Origin of the sequence: Corallococcus sp. CA041A (genome assembly GCF_003612075.1) — a bacterium.
Classification (GTDB): domain Bacteria; phylum Myxococcota; class Myxococcia; order Myxococcales; family Myxococcaceae; genus Corallococcus; species Corallococcus exiguus.
The window spans coordinates 1-17,645 of the sequence record NZ_RAWF01000207.1; the positions used below are offsets into that span (position 1 = coordinate 1).

Consider the following 17,645-nt stretch of genomic DNA (forward strand, 5'->3'; position numbering starts at 1 on the left):
GGGGAATCCCCTGGAAATGCCAGGGGTTACTGAACATGTGTCCAGACCTCCGAATGGAGCGGGACCTGGCGACCCGGCGCGTGGACCGGCCATGTCAGACCCCTCCCGTAGAAATGATCGCGTGAGCCACTCGACCCCGCCATCGTCTCCGTCGCGAGTCCTGGAGCAGCGCAACCTCCTGGGAGGCCTGGACCTCCTGCCCGTGATGGGCCGGGGCAACCGCAAGCGCGCGCGTCAGTTCCACGTCCCCACGGAGCGCAAGCTCGGGTTCGCCGCCGCGCTGGCGCTGGTGGTGGAGCACGGACGGGAGAAGGCCCGGGAGACGGGCACCACGTCGATGACGCGCTGCCCGCGCTGCAACCACGTGGGCCCCACGGAGCAGGACTTCGGCTTCCGCATCATGAGCCAGGGCCAGCGCCGTCCGCAGTCCTGGTGCCGGGGCTGCCGCGGCCAGCACCTGGAGCCGGTGAACGCCTCCCAGCCTCGCCCCGAGGACGGCTGGCTGTTCCCGCCGGAGACGACCACGAAGCCCAAGGCGAAGGCGGGCAAGTCCAGCAAGCCCAAGGCGAAGAAGCGCGCCCGCCGCGACAACGAAGACCTCACCTGAGCACCGGCCGCGCCTGGTGGGATTCCCGCTCCCGGGAGACCGTCAGCCCGCGTGTCCCCTGTCATCCCGCGCCACCGGGCGCCCGCGTCCCGACATGCTCCCGAGGCGGCCCCTGTCCCGCCCGTCGCCAGGGATGGCAACGCCCCGCATGGGTCCCTACCTCAGTTCCAAGGAGGACTTTCATGTCCGTGCGGACCCGAGTGGCAGGCATCAAGAACAAGCGACGCGTGGATCCCCATGCGGCCCAGCCGAGCGTACAGGCCAGCAAGGGGCGCAAGACGCTGGCCCATGACGACGCGGCGGCGCTGCTGCGACAGAAGGAACTGAAGCGCGTGACGCTGGGCCCCGCTGCTGGCGACCACGGCCCCAAGCGCAACAACCGGGGCACGGGGCTCCGGGGCCGCAAGAAGGCTCCCAGCCAGATTCACATCAAGCGCGCGGGTGGTCCTCGCGAGCGCTCCCGGCTGCACGGGGGCTGAGGGCACACGCCCTCCGCTGAAATGACGACGCCCCGCGTGGGAGACGGAAAGGCCGTCTTCCACCGCGGGGCGCGATGCGTCTGGGTGCTATCAGCGCCGGTCAGTAACCGACGTAGCCGCTGCCGTTGCTCAGGCCCTTGATGCCGGGGACGTCGGACACGGAGCCGTAGCGCTCGATGGAGTAGCGGACGCCGGCGATGATGTTGTCCACCGGGTTGCGGATGTTGTCGTGGCCGGGGAGCTTGTACGCGTCGAACGTCGGCTGGATGGTCTGCATCAGGCCAATGGACGGGGTGCCCTTCTGGGCGTTGGAGTCCCAGTTGTTGATGGCGTTCGGGTTCCCGCTGGACTCGTGCTGGATGATCTTCGCGATGTCCTGGGGGTTCATCTTGTCCGTCGGGACGCCGTTGGCCTTGAGGATGTCCATGGCCTGCTTGATCCAATCACCCACCTGGCCCGGGGGCACGTCACCCACCGCCTGCGAGCCCTGCGTCTGCTGCGCGCCGCCCGTCAGGTCCGGCCCCTTGGCGACACCCTCCGCCTGGAACTCATCCTTGCTGCCCGGGATGTTGAGCTTCGCATCCGCGTAGATGAGGTCCTTGTTGGTGATGTTCGGGTTCGCCTTCACCAGCGAATCCACGTCCGTGTTGAAGCGCTTGGCCAGCGCGCCCAGCGTGTCGCCAGACTTGATCTTGTAGTCCATGGGGGAAGGACCTTCGCGATTGCCGAAAACGTGTATGCCTGATTCTCGGAGATTGATTCGCGGAGTTTCGCCTACATTTGCGGTTTTGTAGGCGCTTTCACGCAGAGTCAAGCCTGGAACCGACCTCCTGGAATCCTGCGGCGGGACTGTCGCCAGAACAGCCCCAGCAGGACGGCGAGTGTAGCCCCCAAGTCACCGGGATTCGCAGCGCACCCGCATTTGACGTCGGGCCGGTCCATGTCCGGTGTCAGCGGGTCGACGGTGGCCTCGCAGGGGGTGAAGCAGCGACAGGCGTCGTCGCCGTCCACCTCCAGCCGGGCGCACACGCCCTGCTCACCGCAGGCGGCGTCCTCCGTACAGGCCGCGCCGTAGGTCCCGGCCTGGAGCGCGGGCAGCAGGCACCGGGCAGGGGCGTCCCCGGCGCTGACGCACTGAAGGCCCGAGGGACAGTCCGCGTCGCTCGCGCAGGCCTCCTCACAGAGGGCGTCCAGGGGGAGCGTCTCCGTGGGCGCGGGAGGTGGGGCTCCCTCCAGGAAGGGGCGGACGAAGTCCTCCAGTGCGTCCACCCGCACCTGGACCGCCTCCGTCCGGCAGGCCACGTCACCGCTGACGGTGAGGCCCAGGAGCACCTCGTTCCCCGCCGGGCCCCCCAACACCGGGCCTCCGCTGTCCCCCACGCAGGTCATGGCCGGCGCGGGGCCAGCCTGGAAGGCGCTGCCGGTGACGCCCGTCACCTGGAGCAGGCCCTGGCGCCGCTGGCCCGAGGGTCGGGCCGCGTCCTTCGTGTCGCCGTAACCCACCGCCCGCACCGGGTCTCCCGGCGCCACCGGGGCGTCCCCCACCTGGGGGAGCCGGAAGGGCGGGACGTCCGTCACGGGCACCGCCAGCCGCAGGAGGGCGGCGTCCCAGGTGTGCGTGGCCGGGACGAACTCCGGGTGGGCCACCGCCCGGATGACCCGCACGAACCGCCCGCCGGGCCCGGGCTCCGGGAGCAGCGTGGGGCCCAGGAAGACCTCATAGGGGCCCGCCTCCCCGAAGACGGCCAGGCAGTGCGCCGCCGTCAGCACCACGTCCGGGGCGATGAGGGCGCCCGAGCAGAGGAGCACCGGCGCCTCCCCTCCGCAGCGGGTGCGCCGGGCCACCAGCGCCACCGCCGCCGTGTGCCCGGGGGCGTCCGTCCCCTGGACCAGGGCCTGGCCCGGGCCCCCGGCGGGTCCGGAGGGGTTGGGGTCCACAGGCCCGCAGGAGGGCAAGCAGCCAAGCATCAGGGAGGCCCCGAGCGCAACCACCCCCCGGGGTCGGCATCCTGTCCTGTCCCTAGCGGACGCGGTGGACCGTTTCGCCATGGGGCGCATCATAGGCAACAGGGGCCATGGGAATGGGGGGGTGCCCCGCGTTACCTTGCCCCTGGGGGACGTGAACCGGATAGAGTCCGTTGCACGTCTCCCTGCCCCGAGGGGCTGAAGGCTTGTCTGCCTGCCTTCTCCGCCGGAGGGGACTGCCACATTGAGTGGCCTGCCACATCTTCACGGGTGGTGGGTCTGCAACCCTTTTTGGAGGATGTTCACATCATTCGCGAACAGAGAAACAGCAGCCGGGGTCCCAACAGGGACCAGAGAACCAACCGCCGCATCCGCGCGCGGGAAGTCCGTGTCGTGGGCTCCGACGGTTCGCAGCTCGGAGTCATGACCATCGAGGCGGCGCTGGAAAAGGCCCGCTCCGAGTCGCTCGACCTGGTCGAAGTCAGCCCGATGGCGAAGCCGCCGGTCTGCAAGATCATGGACTACGGCAAGTTCAAGTACGAGGAGAAGAAGAAGGCCTCGGACGCGAAGCGCACGCAGGTGGTCATCCAGCTCAAGGAAGTGAAGCTCCGTCCCAAGACGGAGGAGCACGACTACGAGTTCAAGGTGCGCAACACCCGCCGGTTCATCGAAGAGGGCAACAAGGCCAAGGTCGTCATCCAGTTCCGCGGGCGTGAAATCACGCACAAGGAGTTGGGCAGCGCCATCCTCGATGACGTCATCAAGGACCTGAAGGACGTGGCCGTGGCGGAGCAGCTGCCGCGCATGGAAGGCCGGCAGATGTACATGATCCTGGCCCCCACGCCGAAGGTCGCTCAGAAGGCGCGTGAGCAGGCGCGGCAGGCCGCTGCGGCCGCTCGCAAGTCCCCGCCCCCTGGCACCGGCAAGAAGCCCCAGGCGCCGGGTGCTCCGGGTGCGGACGGTGCCTCCACGGCCCCGGTCGAATCCGACGGCGCCAGCGAGGCCGACGACGACACGACGGACGAAGCGCCGGACGCCGCGCCCGCGACGACGTAGTCGCACGCAGGCTCGCGTCTCCCCTCACCGGGAGACGCGCACACGGGCGGTGCCCCTTGGGATGCGTCCCGGGGAGACCGCCCGCGTTCGTTTTCGTGGTTCGCCCCGCTAGCCGGGCAGGGCCCGCGTGCGCCGGCGACGGCCCCACTCCATCAGGATGAACGTCACGCCCACCGCGAGCATCGCGCTGGCACCGCCACACCCGGCGGCCATCGCCTGCTGGGAGGGGCTCGTCATGGCGCTCGCCAGCACGCCGGGATCCTGCGGTGGCGGGGACGAAGACGGGCCTCCGGTGGCGGTGAATCGCTCGCCGTCCGCGTCTTCATCCGGAGCCTGCTTCGCCGCCACGGTCTGGGACTTGAGCGACGACGCGCTGGTGGAGAAGAAGGACAGCCGGTAGCTGGAGCCGGAGGACGGCTCGATGCCGAAGAAGCACACCAACTGCACGCCCGAGGGCAGCACGTCCGGCGCCGCCGGGTAGCCCGCGAAGCCAGACACCGACGCGAGCTCCTTGCCCGCGCCCGGCTTGCCGCTGGAGGACAGCGCGCGGACCCACAGCCGGTAGCCCGTGCCGTCGCTCCGGGGCTGGTTGTAGAAGAGATACAGGCTGCTGCCCGCGCGCACGAGCGCCGGCTGCGTGGCCCAGTCCCCGTCCTCCAGCACCTTCACTGCGGAGCCGAAGGCGTTGCCGTCGAAGCGGCGGTACAGCAGCCGTTCGGAGTTGTCCTTGTAGACCAGGTGCAGGCCGCCATTCCCGTCCGCCACCGCGCTCATCGCGGCGCCATGGTAGATGCCGTCGGAGAAGGCGGTGCGCGCGGAGGACCAGCTGGACACGGACGCGCTGTCATCACGGATGCGGTAGTGCGTGGTGTCGTGCCCGTCGTGCGAGCTCCACAGCATCATCAGCCGGCTGCCCAGGCTGATGAGCCGCCCGCCCCCGCGCTTCGGCACGCCGTGCGCGAGCGCGGACTGGGTGCGGAAGGTGGAGCCGCCGTCGCTGCTCACGGAGACGACCAGCGTGTTGCTGGCGTCCTTCTCCCGGAAGAAGGCCTGCACCCAGAGCCGGCCCTTGGAGTCGCGCGCCAGCTCCGCGCGGTAGTACGCGGTGCTGGAGCTGGTGGAGTCGAAGACGCGCACGGGCGTGTCCGGGAGCCAGCGGTTCTTGGACGCGCTGTAGCGCCACCACTGGAAGTACACGTCGCGTGACGTGGAGCCGCTGATGCCCGCGCTGTCCGGCGTCTCCACCGCGTAGACGAGCGCCACGTCCTTGCCCACCACCACCAGGTCCGCGCGGTCGTAGGTAGAGCCGTCGTGGATGATGCCCTCCTGCTTCCAGGTGCTGCCGCCGTTGTCGCTGCGGAACATCCGCAGGCCGTGCCCGTCCTGTCCGCCCTGCTGCACCGCCGCGAGCAGCACGGATCCCTCGCTGCGGGACACGCGCACGATGTGCCGGTGCGCGGGCAGCGTCAGCGCGTTGCCTCCCCGCACCGGGATGGCCGAGGGCGGTGTCGCCGCCGTCATGCCCGCCAGCAGGAGCCCTGTGACCGCCGCCCAACCCATGCCCACCCCTTCCGTTGGATTCCCCGCCGGGAAACTGGTGGGGAGGGAGGGACGAAAGAAGGTGGGAAAAAGGGTCGCCGCCTGCCCGCCTGCCCTACGAAGGGGCGGCGGCGGTGTCGTGGGCTGGACGCTTCAGCCGCGCGCCGCGGCCCTGCCGCCGATGTGCTCGCCCGCGTCCGGACGCAGCCGGCGGAAGAGCGGCCCGGCCAGCGACGACACGAAGCCGATGGCAAGGAACGGCAGCAGGAAGCGGTCCGGCGTGAGGCGCACGTCACCGCCGCCGCGCGCCACGTGCAGCATCAGGCCGCCGAAGCTGATGCCCACGCTCAGCGCCATCTGCTGCGTCACCACCGCGACGGTGGAGGCGTTGCTCACCAACTCCTTGGGGAGGTCCGCGTAGGCCATCGTGTTGGTGGCGGTGAACTGCAGGGAGCGCATGAAGCCGCTGAACACCAGCGTGCCGATGATGAGCGGGATGGGCGTGGTGACGCCGAAGAAGGCGGGCACGGCCGTCACCACGGCGGTGAGCAGGTTGGAGGCGATGAGCGTCTGACGGAAGCCCACGCGGCGGATGAGCGCGGGCGCCACCGGCTTGCACGCGAAGGCGCCCAGCCCCGTCCCGATGGTGACGAGCCCCGCCTCCAGCGGCCCCCAGCCCAGCGCCACCTGGAAGAGCAGCGGCAGGAGGAAGGGCGTCGCCCCCAGGCCGATGCGCACCAGCGCGCCGCCCATCATGCTGGCGCGGAAGGTGTCCACCTTGAACAGACGCAGGTTGAGCACCGGGCGCGGCGTGCGCAGCGCGTGCCGCACGTAGGCCGCCAGCGCCCCCACCGCCACCAGCGTGATGCCCGCCTGCACGGGCCACGGCACCAGGCCGATGCCCACCGTCTCCGCCGCGCCCATCAGCGCGGTGATGGCGACCACGGCGATGGCGAAGCCCTTCGTGTCGAAGGGGCCGGGGTCCGGCTGCTTCAACGGTGGCACGAAGTGCGCCACGGCCCACATGCCCAGCAGGCCCACCGGCACATTGATGAAGAAGATCCACGGCCAGTCCGCGATGCCCAGGATGAGGCCCGCGAGCGGCGGGCCCAAGAGCGGCCCCATCAGCGCGGGCATGGTGAACCAGCTCATCGCGGACACCAGCTTCTCGCGCGGCGCCGAGTTCACGACGATGAGCCGGCCCACGGGCGTCATCAGCGCGCCGCCCAGGCCCTGGACCGTGCGGAAGACGACGAGCTGCGCGAGCGTCTGGGAGAAGCCGCACAGCACGGAGCCCGCGAGGAACACGACCATGGCGGTCATGAAGACGCGGCGCGGACCGAAGCGGTCGGCGATCCACCCGCTCGCGGGCGCGAGCACCGCCAGGGCCAGGATGTACGACGTCAGCGCGAGCTTGAGATGGACGGGGTCGGTGCCGAACGCCACGGACAGCGTGGGCAGCGCGGTGGACAGCGCCGTGGAGTCCAGGAACTCCATGAACAGCGCGCTGGCCACCGCGATGGATGCCAGCCGGGAGCCTCGGGTGGATGGGGTGCTGGGAGGCGCGGTGGAGGCAGTCGCGGTGACGGACACGTCCTTTTCTATGCGCATGCCACACCGCACCTGTCACGCCCGTGTGAAGGCGCGGCCGTGACCGGCAGAAGCGCTCATACTCCCAGCGCGAAGCGGTGGGGCCCTCGCGTGAATCGGGCGCGGCACTCCGGCTGGAGGGCAGCCGAGCGGGCACCTCAGCCCGGTTCCTCCAAACCTGTCCGACTGTCGGACAGCTTCGTGCGGAGCGTCCCCGACAGGGAGCCCCGCCCGTCCATCAGGGTTCCAGCGGCTCGTTGCGCGCGGCCTCGGCCAGGGTGCGGGCCTCTTCGCGCAGTTCGTCCAGGCGGACGCGGTGACGCTGGAGCAGCGCATCCACTTGTTCAACGCGGGACTTGTCCCCACGCGACTTCGCCTCTTGCCGCTCGCCTTCCAGCCGCGACACATCCCGCCCCAGCAGCGTGGCGATGTGCTCCGTCTTCTCCAGCCTCCAGCGCGCCGTCTGTGGCTTCTCCTCCTCGATGGGGTCGTTCTGCTGCGGCGGCGCGTTGGCCACCTCCGGCTCCGGCGGCACGTCTCCGGGCGAAGGCGGCACCACCGTGGCGTGGGGCGGCGCGGGGTCCGGCGTCCGCACCGGCACCGCGCGCTTCGGCGACACCTGGGCCGCCGTCACCGGGCCGGGGCCCGCATTCATCACCGGGGGCGCGGCGGGAGAAGATGCCTCTCGCGACGGCCACAGCGCCACGGCAAGGAGAGCGGCCACCAGCACGCCCGCGCTCCCCAGCATCACCCGCTCACGGTTCCGCATCGTCCACTCCCCCTACAACCGAAGGCGCCAGCCGTCACCCTGGCGCTCCACCCGGAAGAGGAACGGCTCCGCGCGCTCCGTTCCTCCCTGCGACACCCGCGCCCGCACGACCACCGCGTTCGGGTCGCGGCCATCCACCTTCGCGTCGAGCACGTCCACCAGGCCCATGCCGTGCTCGCGCAGGTCCTTCACCGTCTCCTCGCACGAAGGCACGCCCTGCCCCGTCACCAGCATGGGGCCCAGCACCGAGCAGTCCCCGGACGGCAGGGCCTGGAAGAAGCGGCGCACCGCCGCCTCACCGGCCTCCGCCTTGGAGGACGTCATGGACGGACAACCGAGCATGACGAGCGCGGCGAGCCACAGCCCCGCCGCCCCCACCGCGTGCCTCACCGCGCGTCGTCCCATCCGGCCTTCAGTAGCAGTTGGGCGCGAACAACTCGTCGTCCGACGCGGACACGAACTGATCATTGCACCAGGCGCTCGCCAGCACGTGGCCGTTGCGCACGCAGCCGTCGTGGTTGGTGGCGTCCAGCGTGTACTGCGTGTCGCCACCGCAGCCGCCGCCGCAGCGGCCGAAGCAGTTGCCCATCACCTTGGGGCGCGACCAGTGGTCCGGCTCGCCGCACACCCAGGTGCTGCCGTTCATGTAGTACTCGTCGCCGTTGCACGACGTGTGGTCACCCAGCTGTGCAATCTGCTGGTTGCGCGCGTTGTCGAAGCCGCCCTTGTCGCAGTCGTGCTTCGCGTACGAGTACCAGTTGTACGTACCGCCACAACTGCCCGTGTTCTTGCCGCCGCACTTCGCGTAGCTGCACAGCATCGTGTAGCCGCGGCCCTGCTCGCCCATGACCGTGCGCTTGAGCGCGACGCTCGTGGGCTGCTGCGCCCACAGGCCCACCGCGCGGCGCAGGTACATGGCCTCCGGCGCCGCCGCGTCACCCTGCGGCAGCCCCTGGTTCAGCGCCCCGTAGAACGCGCTCAGCACCTGGCGGTCCGCGTCCACCACCTGCGTGTCCTGCACGTTCGTGTCCGCGAAGCCGTCCAGCGTGGACACGCCCGACGCCGGGTCCATCAGCCCCGTCAGCGTCATGCCGTGCATGCGCACCTCCAGGCGGTACACCCCGGGCTCTACCTCGCGCGAGGCGAAGGACACCGTCTGCCCATCGTGTGCCCAGGTGCCCTCGGTCAGGCCTGTCCCGGAGCGGAGCGACAGCCCTTCCGGAGACGCCGGCGGCGCTTCCGTGCCCGCCCCACCACAGCCCCACAACAGCAACGCCGCGACCGCACCACCCAGTGCCTTGCGCATCCGTTTTCACCCTCCGGCCAGGACAACTTCCAAGAATTCGAAGCGAGTGCCGGATTACCGGGCGACTGCACGGGGAACAAGGCGAGGTGCGTCAGCTGGGGCCTCCAAGCATCCAGCCAGTACCGGAGGACAGCCTGGCTGTTCACGGCGGACGGGCGCGGAGGGGCGGGGATGTGGCATGACGGGCCCGCGAAGCAGGTCGTTCCCCCAGTGGAGGAAGTCCCCTTGAAAATCCCCGCGCTCACCGTGGTGGCGGCGCTCGCCGCGACGGGTTGCTCCAACGGCAGCATCACGCAGAACCGTGAAGCCATGGCCCGCATCGCCTCCAACACGGCGAAGCCCCAGCTGGCGCCCATGAAGGGCTCGGAAGTGCTGGCCGGCACGCCGGACGCCTTCAAGGCCCTGTGCAAGGCGGACCTGGAGCGCGCGCAGGCGCAGGTGGCCGCGCTGAAGAAGCTGGATCCGAAGACGAACGGCCAGGGCGTCCTCAAGGCGTACGACGAAGCGCAGACGGCCATCCTCAACGCGGCCAACCGCTCCAGCCTCACGCATGAGGTGCACCCGGACGCCGCCATGCGCGACGCGTCCCGGGAGTGCGAGCAGCAGGTGGACGCGGCCAACGTGGCGCTGTCGCAGGACCGCGGCGTCTACGACGCGCTGTCGCTGGTGGACCTGTCCAAGGAGGACGCGGCCACGCACCACTGGATGGACCGCACGCTCCTGGACTTCCGCCGCGCGGGCGTGGACCGGGACGAGGCCACGCGCGCCAAGGTGAAGACGCTCAACGAGGAGATCCTCAAGCTGGGCCAGCAGTTCGGGCAGAACATCGCGGAGGACACGCGCAGCGTGGCCTTCACGACCAAGGACCTGGACGGGCTGCCGGAGGACTACAAGAAGGCGCACGCGCCCGGCGCGGACGGCAAGGTGGTCATCACCAGCAACTACCCGGACTACTTCCCGTTCATGACGTACGCGAAGAACGCGAAGGCGCGCGAGAAGCTCTGGCGCACCTACCGCCAGCGCGCGTTCCCCAAGAACCAGGCGGTGCTCGCGCAGCTCATCGAGAAGCGCAACGAGCTGGCCACGCTGCTGGGCTACGACACCTACGCGGCCTTCACGACCGAAACGCGCATGACGCGCACGCAGCAGGCCGCGGCGGACTTCATCGACCAGCTGGCGCAGGCCACGGAGGTTCGCGCGAAGAAGGAGATGGCGGACCTGCTGGCGCGCAAGAAGAAGGACGTGAAGGGCGCCACCGTGGTGGAGCCCTGGGACCAGGACTACTACGAGGACCGGCTGCGCGCGGAGAAGTTCGGGTTCGACTCGCAGGCGGTGCGGCCCTACCTGGAGTACGCGCGGGTGAAGGACGGCGTGATGGGCATCACCTCCAGCCTGTGGGGGGTGGCCTTCCAGCCGGTGAAGGACGCGAAGACGTGGCACACCGACGTGGAGGCGTATGACGTCGTGGACGGCGGCAAGCCGCTGGGCCGCATCTACCTGGACATGCACCCGCGCGACGACAAGTACAAGCACGCGGCGCAGTTCGACCTCGTCACGGGTGAGCTGGACAAGCGGCTGCCGGAGGCAGTGCTGGTGTGCAACTTCCCGCGCCCCGGCGACCTGATGACGCACGACGAGGTGGGCACGTTCTTCCACGAGTTCGGCCACCTGATGCACACCATCTTCTCCGGCCATCAGAAGTGGACGCCCATCTCCGGCATCTCCATGGAGCGTGACTTCGTGGAGACGCCGTCCATGCTGCTGCAGCAGTGGGCGGAGCAGCCGGAGGTGCTCAAGAGCTTCGCCAAGCACCATGAGTCCAACGAGCCCATCCCCGCGGAGCTGGTGGAGAAGCTGCGCGCGTCGAAGGAGTTCGGCCTGGGCCTGTACGCGCGCCGCCAGCTGTTCCTGTCCGCGGTCAGCCTCCAGTACTACTCGCGCGCGCCGGGCTTCGACACGTCCGCGGTGCTCTCCGAGTTGCAGAAGAAGCTGTCGCCCTTCCGCCACGAGTTCCGCGACGGCACCCACTTCGAGCTCGCCTTCGGGCACCTGGATGGGTACTCGGCCGCGTACTACACGTACCTCTGGTCCTCCGTCATCGCGAAGGACCTGGAGTCGAAGTTCCAGGAGAACGGCTACCTGGACCGCGACACGGCCATGCACTACCGCAAGACGGTGCTGGAGCCCGGCGGCTCCAAGCCCGCCGCGGAGCAGGTGAAGGACTTCCTCGGCCGGCCGTACGGCTTCGAGGCCTACCGCGCGTACCTCGACGGCTCCGCGAAGACGACGGGCACCGCGAAGGAAACGAAGTAGCGCGGTCGCTTCTCCGGAAGCGGGCCGCATCCTTCAAGCCCGCTTCCGGGAGTGCCGCGCCGCCTGACCCACCCTCGAGGGCAGGAGTCGGCGCGCGGTGCCCTTCCGGTCCCCGGGCCCTGCCCGGTCGCGGAACTCCCCTTCCCTTTCAAGTCCCGCGCGCATGCCCATCTCCATCCCGGGGACGGAGCCTGGCGTCGGCCTGTCGTCACGCCGCGGCTGGTGAGCGTCTTGCTTTGGAGCGCGCTCGCCGGGGCCCATTCGCGGCTCGGAGGAGGCGTGCGCGCGGTGACGGCCTGCGGTCGGAGATGGCGGAGGGTGGGCCTCGCGGCGATGGCGGTGGTGCTGGCCACGGGCTGCAACGATTCCCTTCCCAAGGCGCGGGTGCTGCCAGGGCCGGACGCACCCGTGGATCCGCAGGACGCGCTGTGCCGCTCGGCGGCGCGAGACCCGGGCCGCGTCACGCTGCACCGCCTCAACCGCGCTGAGTACAACAACACCGTGCGCGACCTCTTGGGCGACACGGGCTCGCCCGCGAGCAGCTTCCCGCCGGACGACCACGGCTTCGGCTTCGACAACAACGCGGACGTGCTCAGCATGTCCCCGCTGCTGATGGAGAAGTACTCCCACGCGGCGGAGGCGCTGGTGGAGGCCGCGTGGACGCGAGGCGCGTTCAATGCGTGCGTGCTCGACCCCGCCCGACCGGAGGCGTGCGCGCGCGAGCTGCTCAAGCCCTTCGCGCGCAGGGCCTGGCGCAGGCCCGTCACCTCGGAAGAAGTCGAGCGGCTGGTCGCGTTCGTCGCGCTGGCCCGGCAGCAGGGCGACACTCCGGAGGTGGGCGTGAAGCTGGCGCTGCGCGCGGTGCTGGTGTCGCCGCACTTCCTCTTCCGCGTGGAGCTGGACCCCGCCCCCACGTCCACGGTGCCGCACACCGTGAGCGACCTGGAGCTGGCGAGCCGCCTGTCCTACTTCCTCTGGAGCAGCATGCCGGATGAAGCGCTGCTGCAAGCGGCGGAGAGCGGCCACCTGCACGAGCCGGAGGTGCTGGAGGCGCAGGTGCGGCGCATGCTGGCGGACCCCAAGGCCCGCGCGCTGGTGGACAATTTCGCGGGGCAGTGGCTCTACACGCGCGCGCTCGACTTCTCCCAGCCGGAGTCGCGCTACGGCTTCGACGAACCGCTGCGCGAGGCCATGCGCCAGGAGATGCAGCTCGTCTTCCAGGAGTTCGTCACCGGGGACCACCGCCTCAAGGACCTGCTGGACGCACCCTTCACCTACGTGAACGACCGGCTCGCTTCGCACTACGGTCTGCCCAAGCCCGGCACCCCCGCGATGACGCGCGTGGAGCTGAAGGACCACCCGGAGCGCGCGGGCTTGTTTGGCAAGGGCGCGTTGCTCACCGTCACCGCGAACCCGGACCGCACGTCGCCGGTGAAGCGCGGCGTCTGGGTGCTGGAGCAGCTGTTGTGCAAGGGGCCGCCACCGCCACCGCCCGACGCGGGCGGACTGGCCCCGGCGGTGGACCCCACGCTCAACATCAAGGCGCGCATGGCGCAGCACCGCGTGGACCCCACCTGCTCGAGCTGTCACACGCTGATGGATCCGCTGGGCTTCGGCATGGAGAACTTCGACCCGGTGGGCCGCTGGCGCACGAAGGAGGAAGGCGGCGCGGTGGTGGACCCCAGCGGCGAGCTGCCCGGGGGCAAGGCCTTCAACGGCGTGACGGAGATGCGCGCGGTGGTGAAGCAGGACCCGGACCTGTCCGCGTGCATGACGCGCCACCTGCTCACCTACGCGCTCGGACGCGGCGCGGAAGCAGAGGACCGCTGCACCGTGCGCGACATCTCCCAGCAGGCCGAAACCCGGGGCGGCCGGCTCACCGACTACATCCTCGCCATCGTCCGCAGCGACGCGTTCCTGCAACGGCGTGGCGAAGCGGAGGAACAAAAGCCATGAGCCGCACCCCTGCCCTCTCCCGCCGGACGCTCCTGCGCGGCATGGGCGCGCTGATGGCGCTGCCGCTCCTGGACGTCATGCGCCCGCGCACGGCCCGCGCCGCCACGCCGGCCCCGCGCCGCTTCGTGGCCTTCTACACGCCCTGCGGCATCCACATGCCCAAGTGGACGCCCGGTGGGGAGGGCGCGAACTACTCCCTGACGCCCACGCTCGCGTCGCTGGCGCCGGTGAAGGGGGACCTGCTGGTGCTGAGCGGCCTGGACAACCTGCCCGGCAAGCCAGACGGCGACGGCCACCACGCCGCCGCGACGTCCGCGTTCCTGTCCTGCGTGAAGGCGCGCAAGACGGAGGGCACCAACATCCGCACCGGCATCTCCATGGACCAGGTGATGGCGAACGCGTTGGGCAAGGCCACGCGCTACCCGTCGCTGGAGCTGGGCATCGACCAGGGCAAGGGCATTGGCAACTGCGACTCCGGCTACGCGTGCCCGTACGCGAACAACATCGCGTGGGCGGGGCCGTCCACGCCCGTGCCCAAGGAGACGAAGCCTCGCGCGGCCTTCGAGCGGCTCTTCGCGGACTTCGACCCGAACGTCACGCAGGCGGAGCTGGCGAAGCGCAAGGCGTACGGTCTGAGCATCATCGACGCCGTGCGCGACGACGCGAAATCGCTCCAGGGGAAGCTGGGCACCACGGACAAGCGCAAGCTGGATGAGTACTTCACCGGCGTGCGCGAGCTGGAGCTGCGCGTGAACGCGATGGACGGCACCGGCCCCACGTGCGGCGCCGCGGTGACGCCCGCCGACAGCGACGACGTGCGCGAGAAGACGAAGGCGATGCTGGACCTCATCGTGCTCGCGTTCCAGTGCGACCTGACCCGCACGTGCACCTTCATGCTGGGCAACGCGCGCAGCCAGCGCGTGTATTCGTTCCTGGGGCTGTCCGGCGAGCACCACACGTACTCGCACCACCAGCGGGTCCAGGCCAACTACGACGCGCTGGCGAAAATCGACAAGTGGGAGGTGGAGCAGTTCTCGTACCTCCTCCAGCGCATGAAGGGCGTGCAGGAGGAGGGCGGGACGTTGCTGGACCACAGCGCCGTGTACTTCTCCAGCGAGATTGCCGACGGCAACATGCACGAGCACAAGAACCTGCCCATCCTGCTCGCGGGCCGCGCGGGCGGCGCCATCGCTCCGGGCCGGCACATCCGCTATGGGGGGCAGCCGCTGGCGAACCTCTACATCGCCCTGCTCGGCATGTTCGGCGTGTCCGCGACGTCCTTCGGCGACGACGGCACCGGGCCGCTCCCGGGCCTGGGGGCGTAGGGCAGGAAGGGGCTCGGGCCCCTCGGGGGCAGCCTGCCCGGTTCGGTTCTCCTGCACTCGGGGCCCAGGTGCGGAATGATTCCGCGCATGGCACTTCCTGTGTTCCGTCGCGGGCTCGCCGTGTTGCTGCTGGCCCCGTTGCTTGGCTGTGGTTCCAGCGCGAACGCGCAGCGGCCCGTCTCCGCCTCCACGAGGAAGGCCGCGGCCACCGCCGCCGCGCGCAAGGCCCCCACGTCCGCGCCCGCGCCTACCGAGGGCACGCGCAAGCCGGTGCCGACCGCCGCGGAGCTGAAGCGCGACATGGTGGCCGCGCACAACGAGGCGCGGTCGAAGGCCTCGCGTCCCACGCCGAAGCCGGCGCTGCCCCCGCTCACCTGGTCCGACGAGGCGGCGCGCAAGGCGGAGGCCTACGTGAAGGAGTGCCGCTTCGAGCACAACCCGGACCGGGGCACCTTCGGAGAGAACCTGGCCGCCGCGACGCCGGACACCTGGACCACCGCGCAGGTGGTGAAGGGCTGGGCGGACGAAGCCGCTGACTACGACTACGCCTCCGGCAAGTGCAAGACCGGGAAGATGTGCGGCCACTACACGCAGGTGGTGTGGCGCACCACGAAGGCGGTGGGCTGCGCGACGCGGCTGTGCACGAAGAACTCGCCCTTCGGCGGGAACGTGAAGACGTGGCAGCTCTGGGTGTGCAACTACGCGCCGCCGGGCAACTGGGTGGGCGAAAAGCCCTACTGAGCCGCGAGCGTGATGACCTCGATGCCGCTCGCCGTGCCCACGGCGAAGCGGCGGTTCGCGGCGTCCAGCGCGAAGTGCGGCGGGGGCGGCAGGTGGTGACGGATGCTGGCCAGCACCTTCCCTGTGTCCAGGTCCTCCCAGCGCTGCACCACGCGGCCGGTGGCGCGGGACACGAGCTTCGGGTGGCCGAAGAAGTCCACCACGTGCTCCGCGTCCACGACCATCAGCGGGCCCGCGGGCTCCTCCAGCTCCACCTCCGACAGCAGCTTGCGCTCCGTGAGCGAGTACGTGCCCAGGTAGAAGGTGTCGCCGTCGCGGGACTCATCCACGCGGACGAAGACGAGCGTGTCGCGCGCTCCAAAGGCGACGGACGTGAGGAAGATGCCGTTCTCCACGCCGTCCATCAGCGCGGCGCTGTCCAGCGACGCGGGCTCCTCCAGCGCGCGCGGCACGTCGAACACCGACGCCGCGTCCACCGGGTGCCAGATCCACCCCGCGCTCGCCAGGTAGCGCCCGTCCGGGCTGAACTGGAGCCGCGAGTGGAAGATGTCCGTCGGGGTGTTGTCGCGCGTCGTGAGGCGCTCGCCCGTGGCGGCGTCCTCCAGCTCCACCACGCAGTACGACTCCGGGCAGTGCGCCAGCAGCGTGCGTCCACTGGGGAGCGTGTGCAGGGCCACGGGATAGTCGTGGGTGTTCGCGTGGTAGAAGTCCCGCGTCAGCTGCCGGACCACCTCCGTGCCGTCGAGCAGCAGCCCCGTCGTCCCCAGCGACTCGTACAGCACGCTGTAGCGGCCGTCCGGGGACATCACCGCCCGGTCGAAGCGGTACGAGTAGCGCACGTGCGGGTCGAAGGTGGTTCCATCCAGGTGGTAGCGCACCACGCCACCCACCGGGTCCACCAGCGCGTCGCCGCTCCAACACAGGGAGCTGACGGCGCCGGGGGTCTTCAAGGTCTGTCTCTGGAAATCCATGGCGCCGGGGACGGGGGTGCCCGGCGCGGCCTGACGGCCCGCCCGGCTTCAGGCGGGGATCATCGTCAGCAGCTGCTGGGCCTTCGCGCGGAGCTCCTTGTCACCACCCTGGAGCACCTGCTGCGCGTGGTGGCGGGCCTTCGCCGGCTCCCCCAGGCGCAGCGCCAGCGCCAGGTTGAAGTGCGTGGTGGGGTCCTCGGGGTGCGCCTCCAGCACCGGCGCCAGGACGCTCGCGGCGAGCGCCGGGCCTTCCTGCGGCACGTGCTCCAGGTAGTGCACCGCCAGGTCGTTGGGCGCGCCCGTGTCCGAGGGCGCCCGCGCGACGGCTTCTTCCAGCAGCGTGCGCACCCGGCCGCGCTGGCCCGCGACGTCCAGCGCCCGCGCCAGCTGCCGGCGGGCTTCCACCGACTCGGGGTCGCGCTGGAGGACCTCCTCGAAGAGGGGCACGGCCTCCGTCAGCTTGCCCGCGAGCAGCGCGGCCATGGCGTGCAGGCCGATGAAGTTGGGGTTCTCCGGCGCCAGCTGGCGCAGCCGCAGCGCGGCGGCCAGGGCGTTCTGCGTGAGGCCCCCGAGCAGCGACAGGTTGAAGATTTCCTCCCAGAGGACCGCGTCGTCCGACGCCAGCGTCAGCGCGTCCCGCAGCTCCTGAAGCGCGAGCCCCAGGTCCCCCGTCTCCAGATACGCCCGCGAGCGCTCCCACTGCGCGCGGTAGGACTCCTTGACCATCGTGCCCCTCAACCCCGGAACATCTTGTGGAACAGCCGCATGAACATGCCCGACTTGGGCGCGGTCTCCGGGCGGCCGGACTGCTGCTGCTGCGCCTCCGACTGGAGGTCCAGCTTCATCTTCAGCTTCTTGAGGTCCGGGTCGATGGAAAAGGTGCTGAACTCATCGTTCCCTTCAAGGGCTGTCTGGATCTTCCGCGCGCGGGATTCGTCTTGGCTCATGTCGCGTCTCCTGACCGGACCCTGACCCTACCACGGGGTCCTCGCCCCTCCCCATCCTCGCTGTCCCCCTGTCCGCTTGCC

17 protein-coding genes are annotated in these 17,645 nt (G+C 70.4%); 7 read left to right on the plus strand and 10 right to left on the minus strand.

The annotated features are described in order from the left end of the window. Positions 1-91: 91 nt before the first annotated feature. Positions 92-607, plus strand: a complete 516-nt coding sequence (locus D7V77_RS30090; RefSeq protein WP_120579736.1) for a hypothetical protein — start codon at positions 92-94, stop codon at positions 605-607. A gap of 182 nt (positions 608-789) precedes the next feature. Beyond that, positions 790-1,086, plus strand: coding sequence for a hypothetical protein (locus D7V77_RS30095; RefSeq protein ID WP_120566963.1), 297 nt, complete (start codon positions 790-792; stop codon positions 1,084-1,086). 100 nt (positions 1,087-1,186) lie between these two features. On the opposite strand, the gene D7V77_RS45015 is transcribed toward D7V77_RS30095, so the two are convergent. Beyond that, positions 1,187-1,789: a transglycosylase SLT domain-containing protein gene (locus tag D7V77_RS45015; protein ID WP_120579737.1), complete on the minus strand. Its 603-nt coding sequence runs from the start codon at positions 1,787-1,789 to the stop codon at positions 1,187-1,189. Between the two features lie 107 nt (positions 1,790-1,896). Continuing rightward, on the minus strand, positions 1,897-3,054 hold the full coding sequence (locus D7V77_RS30105; protein ID WP_120579748.1) for a trypsin-like serine protease: 1,158 nt from the start codon (positions 3,052-3,054) through the stop codon (positions 1,897-1,899). Positions 3,055-3,357: 303 nt separating this feature from the next. Here D7V77_RS30105 and infC point away from each other — a divergent pair, with 303 nt between their 5' ends. After that, positions 3,358-4,107, plus strand: coding sequence for a translation initiation factor IF-3 (infC, locus tag D7V77_RS30110; protein WP_120579749.1), 750 nt, complete (start codon positions 3,358-3,360; stop codon positions 4,105-4,107). 108 nt (positions 4,108-4,215) lie between these two features. On the opposite strand, the gene D7V77_RS30115 is transcribed toward infC, so the two are convergent. The 5 genes from D7V77_RS30115 to D7V77_RS30135 form a co-directional block, all read right to left on the minus strand. Further along, entirely contained in the window at positions 4,216-5,667 is a 1,452-nt protein-coding gene (locus D7V77_RS30115; protein WP_120579738.1) for a hypothetical protein, read from the minus strand. 132 nt (positions 5,668-5,799) lie between these two features. Further along, complete coding sequence (locus D7V77_RS30120) at positions 5,800-7,257, minus strand: DHA2 family efflux MFS transporter permease subunit (RefSeq protein WP_211487138.1); 1,458 nt, start codon at positions 7,255-7,257, stop codon at positions 5,800-5,802. A gap of 217 nt (positions 7,258-7,474) precedes the next feature. Further along, positions 7,475-8,005, minus strand: coding sequence for a hypothetical protein (locus tag D7V77_RS30125; RefSeq protein ID WP_120579740.1), 531 nt, complete (start codon positions 8,003-8,005; stop codon positions 7,475-7,477). Positions 8,006-8,017: 12 nt separating this feature from the next. Next, entirely contained in the window at positions 8,018-8,410 is a 393-nt protein-coding gene (locus D7V77_RS30130; protein ID WP_120579741.1) for a hypothetical protein, read from the minus strand. 7 nt (positions 8,411-8,417) lie between these two features. Beyond that, positions 8,418-9,311, minus strand: a complete 894-nt coding sequence (locus D7V77_RS30135; RefSeq protein ID WP_120579742.1) for a hypothetical protein — start codon at positions 9,309-9,311, stop codon at positions 8,418-8,420. A 171-nt stretch (positions 9,312-9,482) separates the two neighbouring features. Between D7V77_RS30135 and D7V77_RS30140 the strand changes: the two genes are divergently transcribed. The 4 genes from D7V77_RS30140 to D7V77_RS30155 all read left to right on the plus strand — a co-directional run bounded on the left by D7V77_RS30140 (position 9,483) and on the right by D7V77_RS30155 (position 15,646). Then, positions 9,483-11,624 carry a M3 family metallopeptidase gene (locus D7V77_RS30140; RefSeq protein ID WP_199733914.1) on the plus strand — a complete coding sequence of 714 codons (2,142 nt, stop codon included), beginning with the start codon at positions 9,483-9,485 and terminating at the stop codon, positions 11,622-11,624. Positions 11,625-11,942: 318 nt separating this feature from the next. Next, a complete protein-coding gene (locus D7V77_RS30145; RefSeq protein WP_233597337.1) occupies positions 11,943-13,580 on the plus strand; it encodes a DUF1592 domain-containing protein in 1,638 nt (545 codons plus the stop codon). After that, positions 13,577-14,905 (plus strand): DUF1552 domain-containing protein, encoded by a 1,329-nt coding sequence (locus D7V77_RS30150; RefSeq protein ID WP_120579744.1) that lies wholly within the window; start codon positions 13,577-13,579, stop codon positions 14,903-14,905. The genes D7V77_RS30145 and D7V77_RS30150 overlap by 4 nt, the downstream gene beginning before the upstream one ends. 87 nt (positions 14,906-14,992) lie before the next feature. Continuing rightward, positions 14,993-15,646: a CAP domain-containing protein gene (locus D7V77_RS30155; protein WP_233597338.1), complete on the plus strand. Its 654-nt coding sequence runs from the start codon at positions 14,993-14,995 to the stop codon at positions 15,644-15,646. Here D7V77_RS30155 and D7V77_RS30160 read toward each other — a convergent pair. The 3 genes from D7V77_RS30160 to D7V77_RS30170 form a co-directional block, all read right to left on the minus strand. Beyond that, positions 15,640-16,596, minus strand: a complete 957-nt coding sequence (locus tag D7V77_RS30160) for a hypothetical protein (protein ID WP_233597339.1) — start codon at positions 16,594-16,596, stop codon at positions 15,640-15,642. The genes D7V77_RS30155 and D7V77_RS30160 overlap by 7 nt on opposite strands. A 69-nt stretch (positions 16,597-16,665) precedes the next feature. Then, on the minus strand, positions 16,666-17,343 hold the full coding sequence (locus tag D7V77_RS30165) for a lipopolysaccharide assembly protein LapB (protein ID WP_120579747.1): 678 nt from the start codon (positions 17,341-17,343) through the stop codon (positions 16,666-16,668). 8 nt (positions 17,344-17,351) lie between these two features. Further along, positions 17,352-17,564, minus strand: a complete 213-nt coding sequence (locus D7V77_RS30170; RefSeq protein ID WP_120566951.1) for a hypothetical protein — start codon at positions 17,562-17,564, stop codon at positions 17,352-17,354. Between the last annotated feature and the right edge of the window lie 81 nt (positions 17,565-17,645).

What these genes read in the sequence shown, in the direction of transcription:
- D7V77_RS30090 (WP_120579736.1), top strand. Translation starts at nt 92, where the DNA reads ATGTCAGACCCCTCCCGTAGAAATGATCGCGTGAGCCACTCGACCCCG.
- D7V77_RS30095 (WP_120566963.1), top strand. Translation starts at nt 790, where the DNA reads ATGTCCGTGCGGACCCGAGTGGCAGGCATCAAGAACAAGCGACGCGTG.
- D7V77_RS45015 (WP_120579737.1), bottom strand. Translation starts at nt 1,789, where the DNA reads ATGGACTACAAGATCAAGTCTGGCGACACGCTGGGCGCGCTGGCCAAG.
- D7V77_RS30105 (WP_120579748.1), bottom strand. Translation starts at nt 3,054, where the DNA reads ATGCTTGGCTGCTTGCCCTCCTGCGGGCCTGTGGACCCCAACCCCTCC.
- D7V77_RS30115 (WP_120579738.1), bottom strand. Translation starts at nt 5,667, where the DNA reads ATGGGTTGGGCGGCGGTCACAGGGCTCCTGCTGGCGGGCATGACGGCG.
- D7V77_RS30120 (WP_211487138.1), bottom strand. Translation starts at nt 7,257, where the DNA reads ATGCGCATAGAAAAGGACGTGTCCGTCACCGCGACTGCCTCCACCGCG.
- D7V77_RS30125 (WP_120579740.1), bottom strand. Translation starts at nt 8,005, where the DNA reads ATGCGGAACCGTGAGCGGGTGATGCTGGGGAGCGCGGGCGTGCTGGTG.
- D7V77_RS30130 (WP_120579741.1), bottom strand. Translation starts at nt 8,410, where the DNA reads ATGGGACGACGCGCGGTGAGGCACGCGGTGGGGGCGGCGGGGCTGTGG.
- D7V77_RS30135 (WP_120579742.1), bottom strand. Translation starts at nt 9,311, where the DNA reads ATGCGCAAGGCACTGGGTGGTGCGGTCGCGGCGTTGCTGTTGTGGGGC.
- D7V77_RS30140 (WP_199733914.1), top strand. Translation starts at nt 9,483, where the DNA reads ATGTGGCATGACGGGCCCGCGAAGCAGGTCGTTCCCCCAGTGGAGGAA.
- D7V77_RS30150 (WP_120579744.1), top strand. Translation starts at nt 13,577, where the DNA reads ATGAGCCGCACCCCTGCCCTCTCCCGCCGGACGCTCCTGCGCGGCATG.
- D7V77_RS30155 (WP_233597338.1), top strand. Translation starts at nt 14,993, where the DNA reads ATGGCACTTCCTGTGTTCCGTCGCGGGCTCGCCGTGTTGCTGCTGGCC.
- D7V77_RS30165 (WP_120579747.1), bottom strand. Translation starts at nt 17,343, where the DNA reads ATGGTCAAGGAGTCCTACCGCGCGCAGTGGGAGCGCTCGCGGGCGTAT.
- D7V77_RS30170 (WP_120566951.1), bottom strand. Translation starts at nt 17,564, where the DNA reads ATGAGCCAAGACGAATCCCGCGCGCGGAAGATCCAGACAGCCCTTGAA.